The organism is Caldalkalibacillus thermarum (genome assembly GCF_014644735.1).
In the GTDB taxonomy this organism is placed as follows: Bacteria; Bacillota; Bacilli; order Caldalkalibacillales; family Caldalkalibacillaceae; genus Caldalkalibacillus; species Caldalkalibacillus thermarum.
Genome location: NZ_BMKZ01000036.1, coordinates 1 through 24,179 on the forward strand (window position 1 = coordinate 1; position 24,179 = coordinate 24,179).

The 24,179-nt window shown below is 44.8% G+C and carries 16 protein-coding genes, 1 pseudogene and 1 CRISPR repeat array; of the genes and pseudogenes, 13 read left to right on the top strand and 4 right to left on the bottom strand.

The genetic code is table 11. The features are described 5' to 3' along the window. Positions 1 to 119: 119 nt before the first annotated feature. Positions 120 to 489: direct repeats of the CRISPR family, unit length 30 nt; unit sequence GTTTGGATCTTAACTATGAGGGATTGAAAC. 100 nt (positions 490 to 589) lie between these two features. After that, positions 590 to 1,528, top strand: a pseudogene (locus IEW48_RS12790) (IS3 family transposase). A gap of 225 nt (positions 1,529 to 1,753) precedes the next feature. Further along, positions 1,754 to 1,915, top strand: coding sequence for a hypothetical protein (locus IEW48_RS12795; RefSeq protein ID WP_188624096.1), 162 nt, complete (start codon positions 1,754 to 1,756; stop codon positions 1,913 to 1,915). 113 nt (positions 1,916 to 2,028) lie between these two features. Here IEW48_RS12795 and IEW48_RS12800 read toward each other — a convergent pair whose 3' ends face one another. Then, positions 2,029 to 3,387: an alanine/glycine:cation symporter family protein gene (locus IEW48_RS12800; RefSeq protein WP_188624097.1), complete on the bottom strand. Its 1,359-nt coding sequence runs from the start codon at positions 3,385 to 3,387 to the stop codon at positions 2,029 to 2,031. A 102-nt stretch (positions 3,388 to 3,489) separates the two neighbouring features. Here IEW48_RS12800 and IEW48_RS12805 point away from each other — a divergent pair, with 102 nt between their 5' ends. The 6 genes from IEW48_RS12805 to IEW48_RS12830 all read left to right on the top strand — a co-directional run bounded on the left by IEW48_RS12805 (position 3,490) and on the right by IEW48_RS12830 (position 11,961). After that, on the top strand, positions 3,490 to 3,705 hold the full coding sequence (locus IEW48_RS12805; RefSeq protein WP_188624098.1) for a gamma-glutamylcyclotransferase: 216 nt from the start codon (positions 3,490 to 3,492) through the stop codon (positions 3,703 to 3,705). Positions 3,706 to 3,829: 124 nt separating this feature from the next. Next, on the top strand, positions 3,830 to 4,105 hold the full coding sequence (locus tag IEW48_RS12810; RefSeq protein WP_188624099.1) for an amphi-Trp domain-containing protein: 276 nt from the start codon (positions 3,830 to 3,832) through the stop codon (positions 4,103 to 4,105). Positions 4,106 to 4,242: 137 nt separating this feature from the next. After that, positions 4,243 to 5,274 (top strand): Wadjet anti-phage system protein JetD domain-containing protein, encoded by a 1,032-nt coding sequence (locus IEW48_RS12815; protein ID WP_229704044.1) that lies wholly within the window; start codon positions 4,243 to 4,245, stop codon positions 5,272 to 5,274. After that, on the top strand, positions 5,259 to 6,752 hold the full coding sequence (locus tag IEW48_RS12820; RefSeq protein ID WP_188624100.1) for a replicative DNA helicase: 1,494 nt from the start codon (positions 5,259 to 5,261) through the stop codon (positions 6,750 to 6,752). The genes IEW48_RS12815 and IEW48_RS12820 overlap by 16 nt, the downstream gene beginning before the upstream one ends. Next, a complete protein-coding gene (locus IEW48_RS12825; RefSeq protein WP_188624101.1) occupies positions 6,753 to 7,547 on the top strand; it encodes a DUF6063 family protein in 795 nt (264 codons plus the stop codon). Next, a complete protein-coding gene (locus IEW48_RS12830; protein WP_188624102.1) occupies positions 7,531 to 11,961 on the top strand; it encodes a coiled-coil domain-containing protein in 4,431 nt (1,476 codons plus the stop codon). The genes IEW48_RS12825 and IEW48_RS12830 overlap by 17 nt, the downstream gene beginning before the upstream one ends. Positions 11,962 to 12,314: 353 nt before the next feature. On the opposite strand, the gene IEW48_RS12835 is transcribed toward IEW48_RS12830, so the two are convergent. Next, positions 12,315 to 13,166, bottom strand: a complete 852-nt coding sequence (locus IEW48_RS12835; RefSeq protein WP_007504067.1) for a hypothetical protein — start codon at positions 13,164 to 13,166, stop codon at positions 12,315 to 12,317. Between the two features lie 51 nt (positions 13,167 to 13,217). On the opposite strand from IEW48_RS12835, the gene IEW48_RS12840 reads away from it, so the two are divergent. After that, on the top strand, positions 13,218 to 14,066 hold the full coding sequence (locus tag IEW48_RS12840) for a hypothetical protein (protein ID WP_188624103.1): 849 nt from the start codon (positions 13,218 to 13,220) through the stop codon (positions 14,064 to 14,066). Positions 14,067 to 14,475: 409 nt separating this feature from the next. Here IEW48_RS12840 and IEW48_RS12845 read toward each other — a convergent pair whose 3' ends face one another. Together IEW48_RS12845 and IEW48_RS12850 are read right to left on the bottom strand one after the other, a co-directional pair. Next, positions 14,476 to 14,856 carry a retropepsin-like aspartic protease gene (locus IEW48_RS12845; protein WP_229704045.1) on the bottom strand — a complete coding sequence of 127 codons (381 nt, stop codon included), beginning with the start codon at positions 14,854 to 14,856 and terminating at the stop codon, positions 14,476 to 14,478. Between the two features lie 2 nt (positions 14,857 to 14,858). Further along, on the bottom strand, positions 14,859 to 15,104 hold the full coding sequence (locus tag IEW48_RS12850; protein WP_007504070.1) for a hypothetical protein: 246 nt from the start codon (positions 15,102 to 15,104) through the stop codon (positions 14,859 to 14,861). Between the two features lie 141 nt (positions 15,105 to 15,245). Here IEW48_RS12850 and brxF point away from each other — a divergent pair, with 141 nt between their 5' ends. Genes brxF through pglZ form a run of 4 tightly spaced genes read left to right on the top strand, consistent with a single transcriptional unit; the run spans position 15,246 to position 24,170 of the window. Beyond that, positions 15,246 to 15,698, top strand: a complete 453-nt coding sequence (brxF, locus tag IEW48_RS12855) for a BREX-3 system P-loop-containing protein BrxF (RefSeq protein WP_188624105.1) — start codon at positions 15,246 to 15,248, stop codon at positions 15,696 to 15,698. A gap of 15 nt (positions 15,699 to 15,713) precedes the next feature. Then, positions 15,714 to 19,424 carry a DUF6079 family protein gene (locus IEW48_RS12860; RefSeq protein WP_188624106.1) on the top strand — a complete coding sequence of 1,237 codons (3,711 nt, stop codon included), beginning with the start codon at positions 15,714 to 15,716 and terminating at the stop codon, positions 19,422 to 19,424. Continuing rightward, the gene (locus IEW48_RS12865) at positions 19,405 to 22,215 is read left to right on the top strand and encodes a DNA methyltransferase (protein ID WP_188624107.1); all 2,811 of its coding nucleotides are present in this window, start codon (positions 19,405 to 19,407) and stop codon (positions 22,213 to 22,215) included. Before IEW48_RS12860 ends, IEW48_RS12865 begins: the two co-directional genes overlap by 20 nt. A gap of 17 nt (positions 22,216 to 22,232) precedes the next feature. After that, positions 22,233 to 24,170 carry a BREX-3 system phosphatase PglZ gene (pglZ, locus tag IEW48_RS12870; protein WP_188624108.1) on the top strand — a complete coding sequence of 646 codons (1,938 nt, stop codon included), beginning with the start codon at positions 22,233 to 22,235 and terminating at the stop codon, positions 24,168 to 24,170. The last annotated feature ends 9 nt before the right edge of the window (positions 24,171 to 24,179 follow it).

The following is a 24,179-nucleotide window of genomic DNA, read 5'->3' on the forward strand; positions in this document are numbered from 1 at the left end:
ACAACTTGTATTTTAAATTCAACAGAATGTCTTTGGCGTTTCATATTCATCAGCCCCCTAATTTTATAGTTAATAGTTTAATAGATCACACCTTAGTTGTCCAAATTCATTAGGGGGCTTATAGGATCTTAACTATGAGGGATTGAAACCATGGGAACAGATCGAACAAGCATACCTGGAGAAAAACAAGTTTGGATCTTAACTATGAGGGATTGAAACCCGAGCAACGACGTTCGGGCGTAAATATTCCCGAAAGTTTGGATCTTAACTATGAGGGATTGAAACTGTGATAGATGAATGGCGGCACGATGCCAAAGAAGCAGTTTGGATCTTAACTATGAGGGATTGAAACTGCAACGGCTGATTTTCTTCTTTTCCAAAGGTAAAAGTCGTTTGGATCTTAACTATGAGGGATTGAAACCTCAAACGGTATCACAGGCAACTTGAGATGCAAAATGCGTTTGGATCTTAACTATGAGGGATTGAAACTACACCCTCAACTCACTGATTGACTGGTGCTAGTATAGTTTCATGGACACATTTTTAGTTAAGTCCCTTACAATAAAAATTGGGAGAGGATGTGTCCAATATGAACCGTAAGAAATTCAATGACGACTTTAAAAAAATGATTGTGGATCTCTACCATTCAGGAACTTCTGTTAAAGATCTGTCCGGCGAATATGGTGTATCTGAAGTGACGGTTTACAGATGGATTAAGCAGTTTACTCCAGTGGGTTCTGGAGATGAGTCCATCACCCAGAAAGAGATGGTTGAGATGAAGCAGGAAATGCTCCGTCTCCAACAAGAGAATGAGATCTTAAAAAAGGCTATGGCCATATTCGCCAAAAAGTAAAGGATACTGAGTTAGCAGAATTCATTGACAATCATAAAGCAGATTATCCCGTTCATACCCTGTGTAAAGTGCTGGGGATTCCCCGAAGCACGTACTATCAAAGACTGAATCATAAAGAGTCAAACCGCGAACGTGAGAACCGGGAGATCACCCAAAGAATTAACAGCATTCATCAGGAGAGCAAACAGCGCTATGGCGCTCCCAAAATCCATCATCTGTTGAAGCAGGAAGGATTTCAAGTCAGCCTAAAGAGAGTGCAGCGTTTAATGAAGAAGTCAGGTATTCGTTCCATNCGATATCACCTACATCCATACCCTTAAAGATGGATGGTGTTACTTGGCTTCTGTGATGGATTTACATACCCAAAAAATCGTTGGCTATTCCTTTGCCAAATCGATGACGACTGATCTCGTCATCAAAGCGTTGGCGAATGCATGTCATACACAACAGCCTAAACGCGGGCTTATTCTGCACACGGATTTGGGGACACAATATACGAGTGAAGCATTTGAGCAATATGTCAAATCTCAGGGCATCATCCAGTCATTCAGCCGAAAGGGATGTCCTTATGACAATGCTTGTATAGAAGGGTGGTATAACCGTAAAAGAATCCATAGCCGCCTGGGTTACAGAACACCTCAGGAAGTGGAAGATCTTTTGAAACATTCGGCTTAAAACTTAACTTTTTTGTGTCTAGGATATTGACTCAAATCCAACATTCATTTACCACTTTCATTAGTGCTGGCACACCTTCATATTTGCCGTCAGCACTTTTTTTCTTAAGATTGTGACAAAATTAGAACATTTATTCTCTGACAGACAGTTGTCAAAACCATATGTTAGACTGAAAGTAACAAGATAGATAAAAAAGTCAACAAAAATTGAGGGGGGGACGAATTGGTGAATTTGCGTCATTTCAGATCATTTCTCTACACCCTTGCCAAATTTTTAGGGGATGTTCAAGCCGTGAAATCAGGTGATCCAAAGAAAATGGCCAAGCGGGTCGGCCGGCGGACGGCAGGAAAGGCAACTGGCCGGATGCTGAGAAAATTGTTTAAGTAGCTGGTCAAAGAGCGGATTTTTGCCGGGATCTTCATTTACCAGCCTCAAGTCATCTCGTAAGCCAAACATGACAAAAAATAAAAAGCCCCTGCGTACAGGGGCGAAAGACTGGTCTAGCCGGTCATTTTTTCTTGCTTCTGTTCTTCACGCATTTGTTGCAAGAAACGCTTGGTCTCGGCAACCACAACGCCGGAAAGGCCCAGCAATCCAATCAGGTTTGGGGCGGCCATAAGTCCGTTCATGATGTCTGCAATGCCCCATACCAGATCAAGACTTAAGATGGCGCCAAAGAAGACGGCTGCCACATAAACCACCCGGTAAAACGGGACAGACTTGTCGCCAAACAAATAGGCGAAGCATTTCTCGCCATAGTACGACCAGCCCAAAATGGTCGAATAGGCAAAGAAGATTAAACCAATGGCCACAATATAGGCACCGGCACTGCCCAAAAAGCTTTCAAACGTGAGTGAGGTCAGCGTGGCTCCGCTCACATCTCCGGTATACAGTCCGCCCATGACCAGAACAATCCCAGTGACGGAACAAACGATAATCGTATCAATAAAGACTTGTGTCATGGAGACGAGCGCCTGGCGTCCAGGGTAATCCGTTTTGGCCGCCGCAGCAGCAATTGGAGCAGAACCAAGGCCCGCTTCATTGGAAAAAATGCCCCGGGCAACGCCGTAACGGATGACAGCACCGATGGCACCGCCTGCGACTGCTTCTCCGGTAAAGGCATCAGTGAAAATTAACGCAAGGGCGGCAGGAACAAGATCAATGTTCATCACTATGATGATGAGGCCACCAGTGATGTAGAACAGCGCCATAATCGGCACAAAAAAGGCTGTCACCCGGCCGATGCTTTTAATGCCGCCCAAGATCACCAAAGCGGTCAAAACGGTTAAGACAAGTCCTGTGGCCCAAAGAGGTACCCCGAAAGTGGAGTGGGCTGCGTCGGCCACTGAATTGGATTGGACTGTATTCCCGATGCCAAAAGCGGCAATGGAGCCAAAAATGGCAAACAGTACCGCCAACCACTTCCACCCCAGGCCTTTTTCAATGTAATACATGGGACCGCCAGACATCTCACCATTTGCTCCCTGAACGCGGTACTTCACGGCCAAAATGGCTTCGGCATATTTCGTCGCCATGCCAAACAAAGCGACAAACCACATCCAAAACACGGCTCCGGGACCACCCAAAAAAACGGCTGTGGCTACGCCGGCAATGTTACCGGTCCCAATGGTGGCTGCCAAAGCCGTCGTTAAGGCTTGGTAGTGGGAGATATCACCGGGAGATTTTTGGTCCTGGTATTTCCTGCTGAAAGCCAGTTTCAGAGCATAAGGAAGAGTGGAAAATTGCAGAAAACTTAAACGAAAAGTCAGATAAATACCCGTTCCAGCTAACAAGATCAACAAAGGCCAGCCCCACACATACCCATTGATTAAGTCAACCACTCGTTGAACCTCTTCCATAGCATGACCTCCTTAGGTTTTTGGAATCAATTACAAATTTATCTTACCAGCATGGGAATGCATAATCAAGCATTTGCAGATCAATAAAAGGAGTGGGCATGGATGCAGGACACGCAGCAGCTTGTCTTCGTTTATGGGACGTTAAGAAAACATGAGGACAATCATCATTTGCTGGACCGGGTCAAACGGGTGGGTGTGCGTGCACAAGTGTACCGTCCCACGATGCTCGATGTGCTGGTCAACGGCCAAAAGCAACCTGTTCTCACTTTTACCGTCTGGGATAAAGAGGATTTGAGCTTGAGATGGCGAAAATTATAAATATATAATAAGCCATAGCAAAATGTCGAGCAATCCGGTGGCATGTTGCCGCAAAAGAGGATTGTAAGATGGCAGCTGGTTATACTACATTGATTAATCCACAAGTAAAGGTGGTGTGAAGATCATGACTCAGCCTACCCGGCCCAGAACGGAAGTGCTGGCCAAATCGGAAGAACATCAATCTCTCCACCAGTTAGCTGATCTTTTAGAGACCATCGCGGCCAAACTCAAATCGTCAGGCACGTTCACCCTCGTGCAAAATGGAGAGGAAATCCCGGTCCAACTGCCTGATTCGGTGAAGACGGAACTGGAATATACAAAAAAAGGAACTAAACACAAATTTGAAATTGAAGTGGAATGGGATGCAGCCAAAACCGGGGGAAAAGTGGAAATTAGATAACAGCCTGCCTAAATGAATGACCTGTCATCTTGTCGTTTAGACCGCCAGATTAACTCCTCTAGAAAATCCGTTCATGAGGAGTTTTTTCCTTATACCGTTCCCAGGGAGAAAAACCAAAATAGCGAAAGGTGTCAAAAGTGAAAGAGATAGAGAAACAACTTTTAGCGTACATCAAAAACTATAAAAAAGTTATGATTCCTTTGTCAGAATTGGAAGCACGGGTTCCGGGCGATGTTTCCTATCGCCAGTTTGCTGAGGCAGTCCATTCTCTTGAGCAAGGGGGTTTCCTGGCCAGGGTCCAATCCCACGGAGAAAATGGTAAAACACCGTCACTGGCATATACCTACCGTATCAAGAAAAAAGCGCTCTGGCAAACCCTTCATGATGAAATCCAGCGTTTCCAACTGACAGTCCACCCGGTGCTTAAATTGGGCGCCTATTTGTCCCTGCCTGAAGAAGTATGGCAACAGGACCGTCCCTACATTGAAAAAATTGATGCTTATCTCAAGACATACGGGCTGCCGAGTGAAGATGTTCCTGCACCTGAACGGGCCTATGAACTCGTCGGTGATGAAAAATGGATCGTGGAAGGGAACGGCAAAGAAGTGCTGGAACGGATTCAACTGTGGGAGCGGTTGAAGATTATTCCTGTCGCCGATCCGCTGATGCTGGCCGTCAATCCCAACGCATTTCAACATGAACCGCATTTTCACCTCATTGTTGAGAACAAGACCACTTATCAGGCGCTGCAACCTGTATTGAGTGACACATTTTTTACTTCGCTCATATACGGTGCGGGCAACAAGATCATCTCCAGCATCATCCACCTTGAAGCACAGCTCCATTTGGAAGGACAAGCCCACCGGCTGTACTATTTCGGAGATGTGGACCTGGAAGGGATCAGCATCTGGTACCGTCTCCATCAAAAAACAAGGGCTGAGCCGGCCCTCCCGTTTTACCGTGCCTTGTTACAGAAACCCTTTTTCCCAGGCAAAGAGACCCAACGCCGACAGAACGAAGCTCTGACTGCTTTTATGGCTTATTTTTCCGAAGCCGAACAACACCATCTGCGGGAGATGTTAGCCCAGGGAGGTTACTATCCCCAAGAAGCATTAACAACGTTCCAAGTGCGTCACATCTGGAGGAATGCGTCATGGACGGCAGATTAGCCAGTATAACGGCAGGATACCGGGAACGCATCAGCCGCATCGCCCTGTTCGATCCGTTGTTCGAATTAACCCGCAAGACAGGAACAGATGCAAACGGTAAATCTATCGATTATTTTGGTCTGGGCTTGCTGACCCTTCTCTTTTTCTTTGAAAATATGCTGATGCGCAACCGCCGTGTGGGAGTGAAAGCATTATCCGAATATTTGCATGCCACAACACACGACCACTACGACCTCGACCTTCCTGCCTATGAAAAAATCGCCCGGGAGATTATCACCACTTTCAGGCCCCCTCACGGCAAAAAGCGGGCGCGTTCGTTTTTTAACTGGGAAACAAAGCAAGAGGAGCACATTCAGTATGCCATTTTAAAAGCGGACCAATTTGATCCTATAACCAACAGTCAGTATTACACCCTGGATGAACAAGGGCTGGAACTCGTCTTCGCCACCAAAGAGTACTACAGTGAATTTCAGTTGTCGATTCACCAGCTTGTGCTGCGCAAACAGCTGGAAAAAGGAGAATTTGCCAACGCCTTGCGGCAAATCGACGAGATGCGCGTTGAAGTGCAGAACCTGCACCAGCGCATGGTCAAAATGAGGCATGAGATTCAGCGCAATATTGTTTCCGAAGAGACCTATACCCGCTACAAAAAGATACTGGAGGATGTGTATCTTCGTCTGGAACGGGAACATGATGAATTTAATGAGTTGCGGTCATTTGTAGAAGCCACCCGCCAAAGGCTCCATTATGAGGCGGCAGCGGACACAGAACAGCGTTCCTATCAATATATTGTTCAAATCGCGCGTGAGTTGGATGAAGTGCATCATGAGCACCGCCAATTGCTGCAAGAAAGTGTGGAACTGAAAACAACAGCCCTGCAGGCGGCCCAGGAGTCGCTCTATTATGTGGGCATTGATTCATTCAACTTCAGCCAGGAAATTGTCTCCAGAGCCGTTTCGTCTCCCTTGCCCGTGAAGGCTTTGAAGGGCCTGGCCGCCCCCTTCCTGTTTGTTCACCATGAAAGAACCTGGTCCCCTTGGACAGTGTTCGCTGAACAACGCCTTGATGATGAGCAGGACGAAGAGATGGAAACGGGGTTCATTGATGTGCAGGATGGTGAAGAAGAAGAGAAACACCACGTTTACCAGCGGGAGAACTTTTCCAAAGTGATGGAGATTGTCTTAACGGCCCTGGACGGGCAGGAAGAGATCACCTTAAAAGAGGTGGTGGACCACCTGCGTCAAACGGACCAGGAGGATGTACTTCAGCATCGTTCCTTCTATGATTTTTGGCTCTATCTGCACCAGTATTCACCGGTGTCTGCCAAACAAGCGGATGACACAGGCAGCGGTTTGATGGACAAAGCCTTATCATTGATACCTGGCAAAAAAATTATGGTGCGGGAAGCAGCGGAAGTGTTGCACGTTGTGTCCCGCTATACCATCCAAAATATGCACTTTAAGCTGGAGGATGTCTAAATGGTTGTCTATGAGCACGCCCAAGTGATGAAAGCATTTGAGATATATGCCTTGCTTGCCCAAAACGGGGTTGGCGGAGCGGAAGAAGTGCGGGAATATCTGGCCGATGATCACGTGCGCAGCCTTGTGGACCAATTTGCCAGAAAAGTGGATTGTGTCGTGATTACCGCAGGAGACAAGCTGTTTCTCATTCCGGAGACGAAACTGTCTCCGTTTCATGTCAAAAACGAAACCTTGAAGCGCACTTTTCTCGGTGCAAAAGCCACCAACACCGATCTGTACATGATGTATTTTGCCATTATTGTCTTTTTCGGCGAGTTTTACGACAGTTATACCACCATGGAAGCGACCAGAGATTTTTTGCATATGGCTGACTGGGTGAGCGCGATAGACAAACGTATCCAGGCCCTGAAAGAACATGACGGAGCCACACTGAGGGAAAAAGAGCAGGAATACGACACCAATTGGCAGGCTGTCATCGACAAGTGGGACGCGATGGACGATATTAAAGAAACGTCCAAAAAACAATCCGGCAATACGATCAGCCGCTTTAGTTTTGTGGACAGTGTGCGCCGTTTTTTGGAAGCCCAGGAACTGGCCGTCAATATCGGGAACAACGAATTGCAACTGACAGAAAAAGCAAAAACCATTGTCCAGCGTTACTATATGGATCTGGAATATAACCGGGATATTTTGGCGTTTATGTATCAGCATGACCAGCCGAGTGAAGAAACAGCACACACGACGCCCAGCACACAGGGCAACGGGGGTGAAACAAATGCCGGCGATCTCTAAAATCCGCTTTACAAACGTTGTCTATGAAGACGGAAACAAACGGTACAATGATGACTTGTTTCTCTTTGATGGCCATAACGGAGCGGTCCTCTTGGAAAACGGCGGCGGAAAGACGGTGTTTATTCAAACGGCGATCCAGGCCATTTTGCCGCACGCATCATTAGCTGAACGCAAAATTAAAGACACGTTAAGTCTGGAAAGTCACCATGCCCACATCGCCATCGAATGGATCCTCAATGACCGGCCCCGCCGTTATGCGTTAACCGCTGTCACTTTATTTCTTACTCCGCACGGTGTGGATTCCTATCGCTATGCCTATGAATATGCGGAAGGAGATGCCCATGCCATAGAACACATCCCCTTTGTCAGAGAAGGGCTCGACGGCAAAAAACGACCGGCCAGCCGCCAGGAAATGCAAGAGTATTACCAGCGGATGAGCGCCCAATCCGTCAATGCCCGCACCTTTGCCACCATTCAAGAGTATCACGCCTATCTTGAGGAACAATTTAAAATCATCCCCGCTGAATGGCAGCGTATTGTCACCATTAATGGGGCGGAAGGGGATGTGGAAGCCTTTTTCGAGAACTGCAAAACAACCAGCCAGCTGTTTGAACAATTGCTGATTCCCACTGTGGAAGAGGCCTTGGCCGGACAAGGCAGCAAAGATTTTGCCGAAACATTTGAGCGGCAACGGGAGCATTTTAAAACCTACAAACGGCTGCGGGAACAAATCGAAGAGAATGAACGCCTGGAACGGGAAATAAGCCGCCTGGCCGGGGTGTATGCCCAACTCTTCGGTCACCAGCAGTCATTTTTGCACACCCAACAGCGGGCCAAAGCGTATCATCAATTGATTGGCGGAGAAAAAGCGCGCGCAGAGCAGGAACTGGAACACAATCAGCGCCGGGAAAAAGAATGGCAACAACAAAAGCTGGCTCTGGAAAAAAGGGAGGCCTCCTACCGGATCGCCCAATTAGAAGAAAAGCTGAAGGAACTGGAACAGACTTGCCTGTTGGCAGAGAGGGAATTGGAGCAAGCGGAAACGGAGTTGCGGCTCAAGACAAAACGCTACCATTCCTTGCAAGCTGCCCGGCTCAGGCAATTGATTCAGCAGGAAGAGGCCCAACTGGCCCATTGTGAACGTGAATTGAGCCGGTTGGATGCCGATGAAGAGACAGCCCAGTTACAAGAACAGCTGGCCAAAAACAGCGCTGCTTTAAAAGGATACTTTGTCAAGGAAGAAAAGCGGCGGGAGAGAGTTTACCAACAGATCCTCGGACAACTGGACCAGCAACAGCATGAAATAGAAGCTCAAAAATCTGCCCTGGAAACCGTTACAAATCAGCGTGAACAAAGGTTGACAGAAAAGGCTAAAGTAGAAGGACGCATCGAACAAACCCGGGAAGAGATAAGCCGGATTGCCCATTCTGTTCTGGACCGTCCTGATTCCGAGACGGTCGAAGAGGAATGGTCCAAGTGGGAGACGGCTTACAACCAGCTTGATCATGCGATCATCAACGACAAGGAGAAATTGAAGCAGTTAGAGCAGCAACAGAAGGATAAACGAACGGCCCAGCATTCGATAGACAGCCAGATCAGTGCCAGACGGGCCAGCCTGGCCAAACTGACGGAGCAAAAAGAGACGATTGAGGCTGAACATGACACCTTGCTGCACAAGGTGCAAGAAATGAAGCCGGAATGGCACCATTATGAGTCTCTCTATCTCAGACAGGCTTCCATTGTGAAGCAGCTTGACGAAAAGCTGGTCTATCTGCAGCAGGAACTGGAAGAGTTGCTGCGCCTGGAACGTCTGGCCCTTCGGTTTGTTGATGATTACAAGGAGCGATCCCATTTTACCGCTGATCCGCTGTTAGCCGAACTGGTGGACAAGTGGGCGGACCAATTTACAGTGCTTGAAACCGGCACTGTCTATCTGCAACGGGCGGCTGGCACGATGAACATCACAGAAGAAGCGCTGTTGGCAAGGCACCCGCTGTGGCCACTGACCGTGATCGTGTCGGATGCCGAGTATGAAAAAGCGAAGCACCGTTTTGAACAGCAGGCGGAAAAAATGACGCACCCGGTCTATGTGGTGACCGTTGAGGAAGCCCGGAGCATGCTTCAGGAGGTGCCGGAGCCAGAACATCCTGTTCTGCCCCGCACCTGGTTACAAAACATCAACCAGCAGCAATTTGTGGCCTGGAAGGAACAACTGGAAACATCCGCCCGGCAGCAAGTGGCTGAACGGAAACAGAAACAACAGGAGATCGCGGCATGGGAACAGCTGCGCCATGCGCTAAAGCGTTTTTATGAACGCTATCCCCACGAACAGTATCACCAGTTGTTGCAAGAGATTGACAGCATCCAGGAAGAAGTCCGGCATCTGGAACAGCAACGCAACCAGCTGGAATGGGATCTGGAACAATTGGAGGCGGAGCTGCAGGCAACACACAAACAGATGGGTGAAGCACAGCAACAATTGCAGCACTTGGAACAGAAACTGAGTACAGCTCAACATTATTTCCACAAGAAAAAAGAAGTGGCCCGGCTGGAAGCCGAAGCCGGTACCCTGGAACAAGAGATCAAGATACTGGACAGTGAACGAATCAGGCTGAAGCAAACCGTTGAACAGAGTGAACGGAAGGCCCAGGAATTGCACCAGGCGGCTGCCCATGCCCAACGGGATATCGCCGACTTGAGAAAGCAGCCTTTCTATACCGATGTGGATGATACACAACCACTCTATACCACAGAAAGTTACGAAGCATTGAAACTGGAGCGTGAATCGCTCTTGGGACGGCTGAATCAAAAACAAGAAAACCGCAGTTTGCTGGACTATAAAATGAAAACGGCAGCTGAAAAAATCAGGACTCTCCAAAAAGAATTAAACGATTTATACACAGAAACAGAGGAGATGGACAAAGGGCTCACTTTTCCCCCAAATGGTTTAGCTGAGATGGACCGGTTGAGGCAGACAATCAAAACGTTGGAAAAAGAGCGGGATCAAGCCCAGAAAAAATGGGAAGCCAGTCAGGCAGCGAAAATTAAGCAAGCAGAACAAGTGCGGATCAGAAAAGATGATTTCCGGAAGACATATCCGGATGATGAAATCACGGTTTTTTCGGCAAGCCTGGCTCAAGTGGCTCAACAGTTGAAAGATGAACAAGAACAGCTGGCCAAGGAGAAAAACTTCCTGGTCCAACAGCGGGACACGTTGACACGCAGGTTGAACCAGATCAACGATAGTTATATGCTGCTGGACAAAAAACATGAAGCGTTTCATTATTTGGCTGACGACATTCAGCCGGCCATCCTGACCGAAGAGGAGCAGCGCGCTTTGATCTACCGGCATAACCATATGGTGAAGGAGATGATTGAACAGCTGGAAGTTTTGAAGAAAACAGTGGAACAACACCTAGAGTCCGTTCGGGAAGCCCGGCAGCGGTTTATGTATTTTTGTCATGACCAGCTGAGGGATATTAAACTGAAAGAAATGGCCTTAAACGGGATTCAGCATAAAGAGACTTACGAGGAAATTGCCGAATGGGTCCAACTGATGAAGAAGCGCATCCGGCACGCTATCCGTATGGCCGAAGATGACATGCGCGGCCATGATCAGCAAGTGCAGCAGTTTATCACTCACTTGCATACCTATTTGCAAACCATCGCGGCGGAATTGAGGTATATCCCCAAAAAAACGCGCGTCAGAGTGGATGAGCAGTGGAAAGAGATCTATCTGTTCAAAATCCCCGAATGGAATGAGCAGGAGGGCAAAGAGGAACTGCGCAAACACATCGATTGGATTGTCAATCAGCTGGACAGCGACCAGTTTAAAGACGAGGCGGGGAAAGAAGATCTGGCCAAGGTGAAAAAACAGATCGCTAAATGGCTGCATCCCAAACAGTTATTGCGCATTGTCATGAAACAAAACGAAATGAAGGTGAGCTGCCGCAAAGTTTCCAATGATGGCAAAGTGAGCAACGCCCCCACCTCATGGGAGAAGTCCAACAAATGGTCAGGCGGTGAGAAATGGAGCAAAAATATGACCCTCTTTCTTGGCCTTCTAAACTACCTGGCCGAAAAGCGGCAGCACTTAACGCCAGGCAGCAAACGGCACCGGACGGTTATTGTGGACAATCCGTTTGGCAAAGCATCAAGCGATCATGTCCTAAACCCGGTCTTTTTCATTGCCGAACAGCTCGGCTTCCAGATGATTGCCCTCACCGCTCACGCTGAAGGGAAATTTTTGCGGGACTACTTTCCGGTCATATACAGTTTGAAGTTGCGTCCGTCAGCTGCTGGAGACAGGCAGGTCATGACCAAAGAAAAAGAGATCCGTCATGCCTTTTTCCGAGACCATGATCCCCAGGCCTTATTAAGGCTGGGTGAAGTGGAACAGCTGACGATGTTTTAGGGCTTGCCTGAGCGATAGAATAGGTACAGTGAAAAGAAAGCAGGCACGGACTTCCCGTGCCTGTTGCTGGGAAAAAAGATAAATATCATAGTCCTTTCGGTTGTTTGATGTTTCGACAATATAATTTTGTTCATAATTCAAGTTGTTATCGTCTAAGAAGTTTTTAACCTCTTCCTCAAACGAAGCGAATGTTTGGCCGCTCTGAGTGAATAAAACGTCTGATGTTCTGATAATCGCCTGGCTTAAGTTAAAAAGAGCCTCTAACAGCTGTCTTGATTCTTGATAATCACATGAAAGATGAAAAAATGTTCCTAATATTTGACTATATCATATCATTTAACTAAAACCATGTTTCACTCCCAATTGATATCAAACTGAAAAGGATCGATGCGGATATCCCAATCGTCAGAACTTCCTTCTATCACGAAAGACACCTGTTTGCGGTCTGGATCGATGGGTGGAAAGGTTAGAATACCTTCAGAAGAGACGCCGGGTAACAGGTCCGATTGAAGTTCAGGGTAATCGGCATGAAAATTGGACTCATGGTCAAATTGCTTTCCGTCTTGAACCAGTTTCGAACTAAATGTATAAACGCTAATATTGGCTTCAGATTCATTTCGGACGGTGACATATACCCTTGTTTCATTTTCGGCTAACTCTATCTGGTTCACCAAAACAACAAAACCACTCTGGTCTAGCTCTTCATTAACTTCAACTGTTAAGAGAGGTGGAGATACGGCTTCAATGTAACTTGATTTATGAATGGCATCCGCTTTTATCGCCGGGGCAGTCAATTCTGCACCAAAGGCATTCTGGCCCCTAAACTCATCAAAAACAACACCTGACACAAAAATGTAATCATCTTGCTGCACGTCGATAGCTGGATCTTCAATGATAATAATAGTGTTTAAATCATAATTGACAGGGTCGGCATAAGCTTGGATATATGTGGCCTCCTGATCTCTTTCTACTGGTGTAAAGATTTGGGCATAAAATTCAACCCGCCGTCCTTTATAAGCTTTTGGATCAGAATACATTTGAGTAAATTCCTCAGGTGTCAAAACCTCATCAGACTCTGTTACCTCACTGCCTGCATCACCACTTCCATTCCCTTGAATTGAACTTTCTTCCACTCCATTTCCACAAGCAGCTAAGGAAATAAGCAAAATCAGTGTCATCCCTGCATACCACATCATATTTCTCAATATTGATCCCTCCCGCAAATTGTTTTTTCACCATCAGTATAACAGCCCATTTTGACAACAGGTTGTCATGAAGTTTTAAATTACAGTTATTTTTTAATCAATCAATCTAGCAATACGACTCCTAGTAGAAATGTAAATTCTATTGTTGAAATGTTTTCTGAATTTGCCTTTGACATGATGAGAAAAGGACAGATTATTTTTTCCGGGCATACTATTGAAACTCATCCAGCCTTTAAGGATAAACTGGAAACAGGACAAATTAACTTGGACATGTTATTATCTTTTCCTTTTATCGTTCAAAGAGGCAAATGGTATGAGTTTCAAACTCTGGCGTTTCAGGCTTATTTGTCATTGAAAAAATTTCTTTCCTTTAGTGTAAAGGAAAGGGCCGTTTCCTATGTTGATTTTTTGAATCTGCGTGATTCTTTTTTGGATATTGAGCATGATATTTGGTTATTATGTTCGGAGTTAGATCTTCCCAATTTTAATCAGTGCTATTTAATTCCCCTTCTAAAAGAATATCTAACTGCTATTGACACGACCAATCCCAAAACAGTATGTTCCTCTACGTTCAGCTTTCTTGAGCTTATATTGAAATTTAAAATTTCTAGGAATACACTTCTTCCGGATGTTTCAGGGTCATGCTGCAACGGATTACCGATTTCTGCATTAGAGTTTATTGGGCACGACTTGTTGAAAGTGGAACTTTATATGAGTTGTTCTGAGGAGGAAAGTAAGAACAATGATGCAGATTTGTTGCGCTTAGGACGGTGCATTACACAACAAGGCTCCTTAACAGGTTATGAAGAGGATGAATATGAACTTGACCTGGCCAAACACAGTGCAAATCCGGAACTGTTGGAGATTCTTGAATCTTTAGGTGTCTGTGATTTTCTATAGAATTCGTATCATCAAGTATTGGAAAAGGTAGAAAAGCCAGTGTCCACTCAATATTGTTTCCGCCTTGATTCGTATGTGCATGATTCGAAGAGACGAAGATTTGCATTGGTCGATTAAATATAGAAGGTGCAATTTCCTATGAAGCAAAAAAATCTCGTTTTATTTAAGAAAGAACTAGGGGTTTGGAATCTATTATTATAGTCAAATGAATAAGTGAGCTTTATGTTATTACGTGATATTATATTTTATAGTTTGGTATAGGTGCTTTAGTCGAGGTGTTAGTATAGTTCTACCAGATTAGCTCTATTTCAGTTGTTTCCAAGATATTGACTCAAATCAGTTGTAAATAATATTAAAGCAAACTCAATTACATTAACCCACATATGGATAAAAATAACGTTCGTTGTCTTTATTTCTGCAAGATGATCATATCAGCTAAATCTATAATAAATTTTCCTTTTACTAAGATATCCAGACCAATAATTCCATTGATGCCGAAACCTTCATCCAGGTTGCCAAAGTCCAGAGGAAGACTATGTACTTCAAACGATCCGAATGTTACTCGGTCAATTCTTTTTCTAAAAGCATAATCCACGCCACCAATTCCACTCATAATTGTTAATTCATCATGAGGAGTTGCATAAATGCCCAAATCAAAAACAGCATCAGCGGAAATAAGAGTCTGTGCTGCTCCAGTGTCAACAATAACCTGCTCTATCACAGCAGATTTTCCTTGATACGTCAGAGTAATAGATGTATACAATAGACCATTTTTATAATCCAAATTCATTGTCATTTATGTCCTCGATAAGAAGGTTTGCGAATAACATTCATAACAATTTGTGGTTTTGAGGTATGATATACAAAAGTGTCACCACTACATTTTAACAACAATTTTGTAGCTTCCAGGTCATTGTCAATGGATCGTATCACCGTGACATCTTTGATAATTTTTTTGTTCTTATCTATGTATGAACTGTTGGCCTCAAGTTGAACCCATTTATCTGGATATAGCCGACGTACTTCATCCCATTGCATATTGTATCCCTCCCTATTCTGATTATAACAAACTGATGACTTTTTCAACATCTACTATTAAACTAGGATCTTTCCTCCAACGGTGAAAGATACGAGTGTATAATAGAATTGTGCTACATTAGACCTATACGGGGTGTCGCTATGATAACGGCAGATTTTATTAGCCGAGAAATTGAACAAATTAAAGGACAGCGTTACCAATTGCTCATTATACCTGAAAGAAAGGTTAATAAGCCTGAAATTCTTGGCTGTTTAAAACAGCTTAATATTCCCATCCTCAATCTTAGCTTAATTCTGTCAGAACAATTAAAAAGTGTCCCCGAACAAAAACGTCCCAGAGAAGTGAGCTCAACCCTGCGTCAAGTGATACATAGGTATGATACTGATGTGATCTGCTTTGAGAAGATGGAGTACCTGTTCGATCCCGAATTGAAACAAGATCCCCTCCGCTTATTAGAAAGTTTAAGTGGCAACAAAGTTTTAATTGTGTTGTGGCCAGGAGAGGTGCAGGACAATACTTTAACATATGCTACACCTGAACACCCGGAGTTTTATCAAAAGCAGGGATCTGAACAATATATCATGCGTATATAAAGGGGGAGTGTCGGAATGAAGTACAGAGACCTTATTCACTTTGAACCCGTGGAATCGGTTGTTGAACTAAAAGGAGCGGCCCAAAAAGAATATGCCTTTAAACTGATTGATACATATGTCATCTCTGAGCATATGGTTGAAGTCATTGATGAGGTCATTATTGAACAACTTCAATTTAATTACCCGGCAGATAATAAAGGCCTCTTTATTGTGGGGAATTATGGAACAGGTAAATCCCACTTAATGAGTGTGATATCAACGATTGCTGAAACAGAAGGAACCAGTGAGCGTATCAACAATGACCGTGTAGCCAAACGGGCCAAAGAAATCGAAGGGAAATTTAAGGTTTTGCGAGTTGAACTTGATGGGATTACGATGCCTTTCCGTGACGTGTTGTTTCAATATATGGCCGAGTATATGCAGGAAATAGGCGTCGATTACGAGCTGCCAGACCTGGAGCATGTCAAAAGCAACAAAGATGAATTGCTGACCATGATGGCTGCTTTTAACGAAGTATATCCTGATCATGGTTTCTTGCTGGTCATTGATGAGCTCTTGGATTTCTTGCGCTCCCGTAAAGAACAGGAATTAATTTTAGATTTGAACTTTTTACGGGCTATGGGAGAAATCTGCCGCACCACCCGCTTCCGGTTTATGGCTGGGGTGCAAGAAATGCTCTTTGACAACCCCACATTTCAATTTGTTGCCCAGCAACTGAGCCGGGTAAAGGAGCGGATGGAGCAAGCGGTGATTGTCCGTGAAGACATCGAATACGTTGTCTCTCAACGTTTGTTGAAAAAAGATGAGAAGCAAAAGGCATTGATTCGTGAACACTTGCAAAAGTTTACCTCATTATACGATAAACTGAATGAACAACTGGAAAAATATATAGAACTCTTCCCCGTTCATCCGGCTTATTTATCTACTTTTGAAAAGGTATCTGTGGCAGAAAAACGTGTCATCCTCAAGACAATCAGTCAAGAAATGAAAAAGCTGATGGATAAGGACGTACCGGATGACCACCCCGGGCTGATCTCCTATGACAGCTATTGGCCACATATTGAAGGGGACCGGTCACTTAAAAATAACTCTAATGTAAAAGCAGTCATGTCTAAAGTGAACATCTTATTAGACCGCATCGACAATGCGTTTACCCGGCCCGCTTACCGGCCAATGGCTAAGCGGATTGTGCAAGCACTGGCTGTCTTTCGCCTCACGACAGATGATATTCACTCCAAAGTGGGCGTGACAGCTGATGAACTGCGTGATCATTTGTTTTTATACGCAGATCTGCCTGAACAAGATGCTGAATTCTTACGTACTACTATTGAATCGGTGTTAAAAGAGATTTTGAAGACAGTAAGCTACCAGTACATCTCTGTCAATCAGGAGAATGGACAATATTATCTAGACATTGATAAAGATATTGATGTGGACAGTTTAATAGAACAAAAAGCAGAAACCTTAAGTGATCATCAGTTGGACCGCTACTATTTTGATATTTTGGCCCAAGTGACCGACAGTGATATTGACCGGACCTATGTCACTGGTTTTAAAATATGGTCCCATGAACTGGAATGGTATGAAAAACGGGTGACCCGGCCTGGTTATCTGTTCTTTGGCGCGCCAAACGAACGGTCCACGGCTCAACCGGAACGAGATTTTTACATCTATATGCTTCAGCCCTTTGATCCACCAAAATTTAAAGATGAAGAAAAGCCTGATGAGGTATTCTTTAAATTAGACACCAAAGATGAAACGTTTATCCGCAACTTGCAGTTGTATGCCGGTGCTAAAGAGATGGCGCTGGCGGCAACGAGTGGCACGAGAAGATTATATGAAGAAAAAGCGAACACATACTTAAAACAATTAGTCAAATGGCTGACCGAACATATGCCTACTGCCTATAAAATCACCTACCGGGGTGAAACGAAAAAGCTGGCCGAATGGAGCTTCGCCGCTCCAGCCAGGGCGACGGTCCGGGAAATGATCGATACCGCTGCGGGGGATTGCTTGTCTGCATGGTTTAATGAAAAATATCCAGACTACCCAGCTTTTAGTAAAGTGAAGACCCCGATTACCAGTGAGAGCATGAAAAACAATTATATTCCAGAAGCATTAAAAAATATACCAGAACCTCAAACGAAAAATGGGATTGCCATTCTTGATGGGCTGGTGCTGTTGGACAATGGTAAACTAAACGTTCATCAGTCTGGATATGCCAGATGGGTCCTTGACTTACTAGAGCAAAGAGGAGAGGGGCAAGTAATCAACGCTTCCGAATTGATTGAAATAGTCCAAACGCATGGCAGTGAAGAAGTGAAGAGAACCGTCCAATTCCAGCTGGAACCGGAGTTGTTTATGGTTGTGTTAGCGGCGATGGTCTTCAATGGGGATATTGTCATCACGATTAATGGCACCACCTATGACGCCATGAAATTTGATGAGCTGATTAAACTTCCCCTTGATGAGCTGGTTGAGTTTAGCCACATAAAGAAACCAAGTGAACTGCCCCTCCCCGCTCTGAGGGAATTGTTTAACCTGTTTAACATTCCCCAAGGCTTATTAAATCAAAATGCTCTCCCTCAGGGCATTGGGCAATTGAGAATAAAATCGGAAGACATCTTGAAGCAAGTGGCTGCCTTAGCTCATGACATCAGAGATGGCATTCCTATTTTGAATACAACGCTACTAGATAGAGGCGATGTTGCAGACTACCGGAATCAATTAAACCAGTTAAAGGACTTTCTTCAAAACCTGCAAGTGTATAATACACCAGCTAAACTGAAGCATTTTAAATATACGGCTGAGGAAGTGAAAGACTATCAGCACACCCTCCAGCTTGTGACAAGGCTAGAGCAGCTTAAAAAACGGGCTGAAGAAACATCCAAAGTGGCCAACTATATTGAGCTTGCCCTGAACCTTCTCCCTTCAAACCATCCTTGGCAAGATAAAGCGGAGCGGGCGCTATCCGATTTGATCGATGCTTTAAAACAGGGAGATGGGGCTCATCAGGAACTGCAAGCCCTCCAACAGTTAAAAGCAGAGTATCAGGACATCTACATGGCCATACATGCCAAAGCACGCTTAAGTGCCACTGAAGATGCCAAAAAGCAGCAGCTGTTGGATGACCCGCGCCACCGTGCTCTGCAGCAGTTATCGGCCATTGATATACTGTCCAAACAGCAGCTTCATCAGTGGCAGCAAAAAGTGAACGAATTGAAACCTTGTTGGCAACTGACCAGGAATGACTTAGAACATTCGCCTATTTGTCCACACTGTAAACTGCGTCCTAAAGATGAGCAACATGTGCAGTATACCAGTTTAGAGGAACTGGAAAACCAGCTGCAAGATTTACTGGATTCATGGACGGAGACACTTTTAACCAATTTTAATGATCCTGAAATCAAACAAAATATCTCCCTTTTGAAGTCCGAACAGCAACAGCTCATCGAGGAACTCATCAGCCAAGGGGCATTCAGCTTGCCTCTTAACGTACAACTTATCCAAGCGATACAAGAGCTGTTGCAGGGGATTGAAAAAATTGAGTTGACCATCGACGATCTGGTAGAAATGATGGCAGGAGGCAATCCATTGACAGTGGAAGATTTGAGAACACGTTTTGAAAACATGATGAGGGAACGCATTGGCGCTTCAACCACCAAAAATATCCGGATTATGCTGAACCTGGGTAAGGAGGGCAAACATGAGTCGTTCCAATCCTGAGCAGATCTCTTTGTTTGACAAAGAAGAAACCAAACAAGAAGGTCCTGTCACTTGTCTCGGCATGACGTTTAAGAATGATGAAGAGCGCCGGGCCTATTTTACCGAAGAGCTGCGCAAAAAACTGCCAGAACTGAAGAAAATGGAGGGATTTCCGATTGGTGAGGATGAAGACATCCTCGCCCTGTCGGATCCCCCTTATTATACAGCGTGTCCAAATCCGTGGCTTAATGATTTTATTGAACAGTGGGAGAAAGAAAAAAAAGAGAAGTATGGGGAAGAAGAGGAGTATCACCGGGAGCCCTTTGCTGCAGATGTGAGCGAAGGAAAGAATGACCCGATTTATAATGCGCACAGCTATCATACGAAAGTGCCCCATAAAGCCATCATGCGCTATATTTTGCATTACACCAACCCCGGAGATATTGTTTTTGACGGTTTTGCCGGAACCGGCATGACAGGAGTGGCTGCCCAGTTGTGCGGGGACCGCCAAGCGGTTGAAAGCTTAGGATATCAAGTACAAGACGATGGAACCATTTTAGATGAAAAAGGCCGGCCGTTCTCAAAACTGGGTCCAAGAAAAGCCATTCTCAACGACCTTTCTCCAGCAGCGACCTTCATTGCTTATAATTACAACATACCTGTTGATGTAGAGGTGTTTGAGAAAGAAGCAACGCGTATTCTGGAAGAAGTGGAAAAAGAATGTGGATGGATGTATGAAACACGACATGTCATTGACGGTGTTCCACAAACCGACAGTAACGGAAACCCCATTAAAGGGCGGATTAACTATACGGTGTGGAGCGATGTCTTTGTCTGTCCTCATTGTGCAGAAGAAATCGTTTTTTGGGAAGCCGCTGTTGACCAGGATGCCGGAAAAGTGCGGGACACCTTTCATTGTCCATCTTGTGGTGCTGAGCATACCAAGCGCAGTGTGGAACGGGCCTGGGAAACCAAGTATGATCCGGCAATTGGTGAAACCGTGCGTCAAGCCAAACAGGTGCCGGTGTTAATCAATTATTCCGTTGGCAACAAACGTTATGACAAACAGCCAGATGCCCAAGACTTCGCTTTGCTTCAAAAAATAGAGGACATGGAGATCCCCTATTGGTATCCGACGGATCGGATGCCTGAAGGAGAAGAATCTAGGAGAAATGATAGGCTGGGTATTACCCATGTTCATCATTTTTATACAAAAAGAAATCTATATGTTTTAGCAACGGCAATGAAAAAAATAATAAGATGTAAGACTAATAATACTTTGTTATTTACTTGGTTTACTTCTGGGCTTATTCGGACCACTAAAATGTACAAATTTACCTTAGATAGGAAAATGGGAACTGTTAGTGGTACGTTGTTTATTCCATCCTTATGGACTGAAAATACTGTTTATAAACTTTTAAAGCATAAACTAAGAGATTTTTCTAAAATCAGTAAACCCACGATGTCTTATTGTATTTTAGAAACGATAACAAATTCAAATAATTGTCTACCAGATACAAAAGTGGATTATATATTTACTGATCCACCATTCGGAAATAATTTAATGTACTCCGAGTTAAATTTTCTGTGGGAAGCATGGTTAAAAGTATTTACAAATAATCAGCCCGAGGCCATTGTAAATAAAACTCAAGGCAAAGGCTTACCTGAGTACCAACGACTAATGGAAGCTTGTTTTAAAGAGTATTATCGTGTCTTAAAACCAGGGCGTTGGATGACTGTAGAATTTAGTAACTCCCAATCCACTGTTTGGAATGCCATTCAAGAAGCTATACAGCGGGCCGGCTTTGTTATTGCTAACGTTTCTGCGTTGGATAAAAAACAAGGCAGCTTTAACGCTGTTACTAGTACAACAGCGGTAAAACAAGATCTTGTTATCTCAGCCTATAAACCTAAGCAAGAGTACATCGACAAAATGAAACGGGAACAAAATACCGAAGAGTCGGCTTGGACCTTTGTCAAACAACATTTAGAACAATTGCCAGTCTTTAAAGGAGAAAAAGGCAAAGCAGAGTTGATAGTGGAGCGGACACCTCGTGCGCTGTTTGACCGCATGGTGGCTTACCACGTTCAAAACGGACTGCCTGTCCCCATCTCGTCAGCAGAGTTTCAAGAGGGGGTTGCCCAGCGGTTCCCCATGCGTGACGGAATGGCCTTTTTAGAGAGCCAAGTGGCGGAATATGATAAGAAACGCATTTTAGCCAAAGAATTTACCCAATTGAGTCTGTTCGTTTCTGATGAGAACAGTGCTATTGAGTGGCTTCGCCAGCAGTTGCTGAAGAAACCTCAAACCCGCCAGGATCTACAGCCTGACTTTATGAAAGAGATTCAGCATATTGCCAAACATGAGAAGCTGCCTGAACTGGATGAACTGCTGGAACAAAACTTCTTGAAGTATGAAGGGGATGGTCCTGTTCCCAGTCAAATCCACAGCTATCTCAGCAGCAATTACAAAGACTTGCGGGGGTTGGATAAAGACGATCCAAGATTAAAAGAAAAGGCGAAAAACCGCTGGTATGTTCCCGATCCGAACAAACAAGCCGATTTGGAAAAACTGCGGGAAAAAGCATTGTTACGGGAATTTGCCGCTTATAAACAACAAATTGAAAGCAGCAAAAAGAAATTGAAACAGTTCCGCACTGAGGCCATTCGTGCTGGGTTTAAGAAAGCCTGGGCAGAGAAAGATTATGAAACTATTGTCAAAGTGGGCGAGCGCTTGCCGGAAAAAGTGCTGCAGGAAGACGATAAGCTTCTGATGTACTACGATAATGCCCATATCCGTCTGGGATTGTAATGAAGCGGGTGAGTAAGGTGAACAATTGGCGTGATGGTATATTGGCCTATTTTAAAGCCCCTCTGCCTCATCTTTTGCTTGTCTCCGATTCTGAAGGCCTGTTGTATGATGAAACCGTCCTGTTGTCATTACAGGACAAAGGGATTGAAATCATCCAGTTTCAGGACCGGGCCAAATTCCGTTATCTGTATGAACGTTATTACCGGGATCAGAAAGAGGATAAATATCTCCTGATTCATTTCCAAGACAAATCGTTTGATGTCCTGCCTTACGATGTGTTAAAAGCAGGACATCCAATTGAACTAAGGATCTCTAAGCTGTTTCCACAATTTCCAGCGTCAATCATCGGGCAGCTTGACGCCCGCACTTTAGATGCCTTGTACCCTCTCAGCCGGGAGGTACAAGGGCCTCTTTCATCTCAACAGACGCTTGACTTTTTACTAAGAAAAGTGTTTAAACTGCCTTATGACATTGTCGATTCGCCAGCGGAGTTTTTGCGGCTGTTGATTAAAAAACATGAAAGCCCCTTTGATATGCCGCCTGTGCTTGAACAATATTTAACCGGTCATTTCCAAAAGGCTGCTTTTCTCCGGTCGATGCCGGTAGAGCAACTGATCACCTCAAAAGCCTGTTTTTATCAATATCTGCATCATGAATGGAAAACATATTTACACCAATGGGTACAAGCACAACACATGGCCAAGGAACATTATGACGATCACTACCATCAGCAGCATCCCTTTGAATCCGCTTATTTGCGCCATGATCTCACCCGGTTATTCGTTGAAGGTAAATTAGAGCCTGTCAGCGATATTGATGTACACCATTTACCGGACTGGGCTCATCAAGGGATAAAAGCAGACTCTGTGGATAACAGCAAAACGCGGGTAGCAGCCTTGACTGGACAACTAAAAGCAAAATTGGATGAAAAGCTTTCGTATAAACATTGGCTAGAGATCGTGCCCTTATTTGCTGAAGCCAAATTTTTAAACGTGAAATATCAACTTGCCAATGCTGAATTAAGCCAACTGGAACAAAGACTTGAGGAGTACTTCGAAGCCTGGATGTTAACAGAATATCCAGCGCTGGCCAATCTTCCGTATCTGAAAGCGCCAGTGATGGTCCATCATATTCCACACTATCTAAGTTTGCAAAAGGCAGACAAAATAGCACTGGTGGTTTTAGATGGCATGAGTTTTATCCAGTGGAAACAAATTCGTTCCGCGTTAAGTATCGATTTTCATTGCCAAGAACAAGGTGTGTTTGCTTGGGTCCCTACGGTCACTTCAGTCTCGAGACAAGCGTTGTTTTCTGGTGAACTTCCTTTTCACTTTGCCGAAACGATTCATACCACGCGCAGGGAGCCGTCTGCCTGGCAGTCCTTTTGGGAAAAGCAGGGCATGGCCAAGCGGCAGATCAGTTATGAGAAAGGGTTAGGGCAGGGGGCGTATCAACCGGAAAAAGTGCAAGCTTTACAGCGCAGTAATATAAAAATGGCCGGGCTCATCATGGATACCATCGACCGTTTGATACATGGAGCCATACAAGGACATCAAGGTTTGATAGCAGAAATTGAGGTCTGGCTAAGAAATGGATATTTAAAACAGCTGATTCAAGATTTATTGGCGGCTGGTTTTAGCGTCTACCTTACCTCGGATCATGGCAATAAAGAAAGTATCGGGATTGGCCGGATTAATGAAGGCGTGCTTGCTGAAACACGGGGAGAACGTGTTAGAATATATAGAAGTGAACAGCTGCGCAATCAAGCGGCAGCAAAATATGCCTCCATCGCTTGGCCCAATATTGGCTTGCCTGATGAGCGTTTTATGCTGTTGGCCAAAAGCGGTGAAGCCTTTATTCACCAAGGGGAACAAGTGGTCAGTCATGGTGGCATCAGTATTGAAGAAGTGATCGTTCCTTTTGTTCACATTACCCCGAAACAACACAGGCAGTGAGGTCGTAAC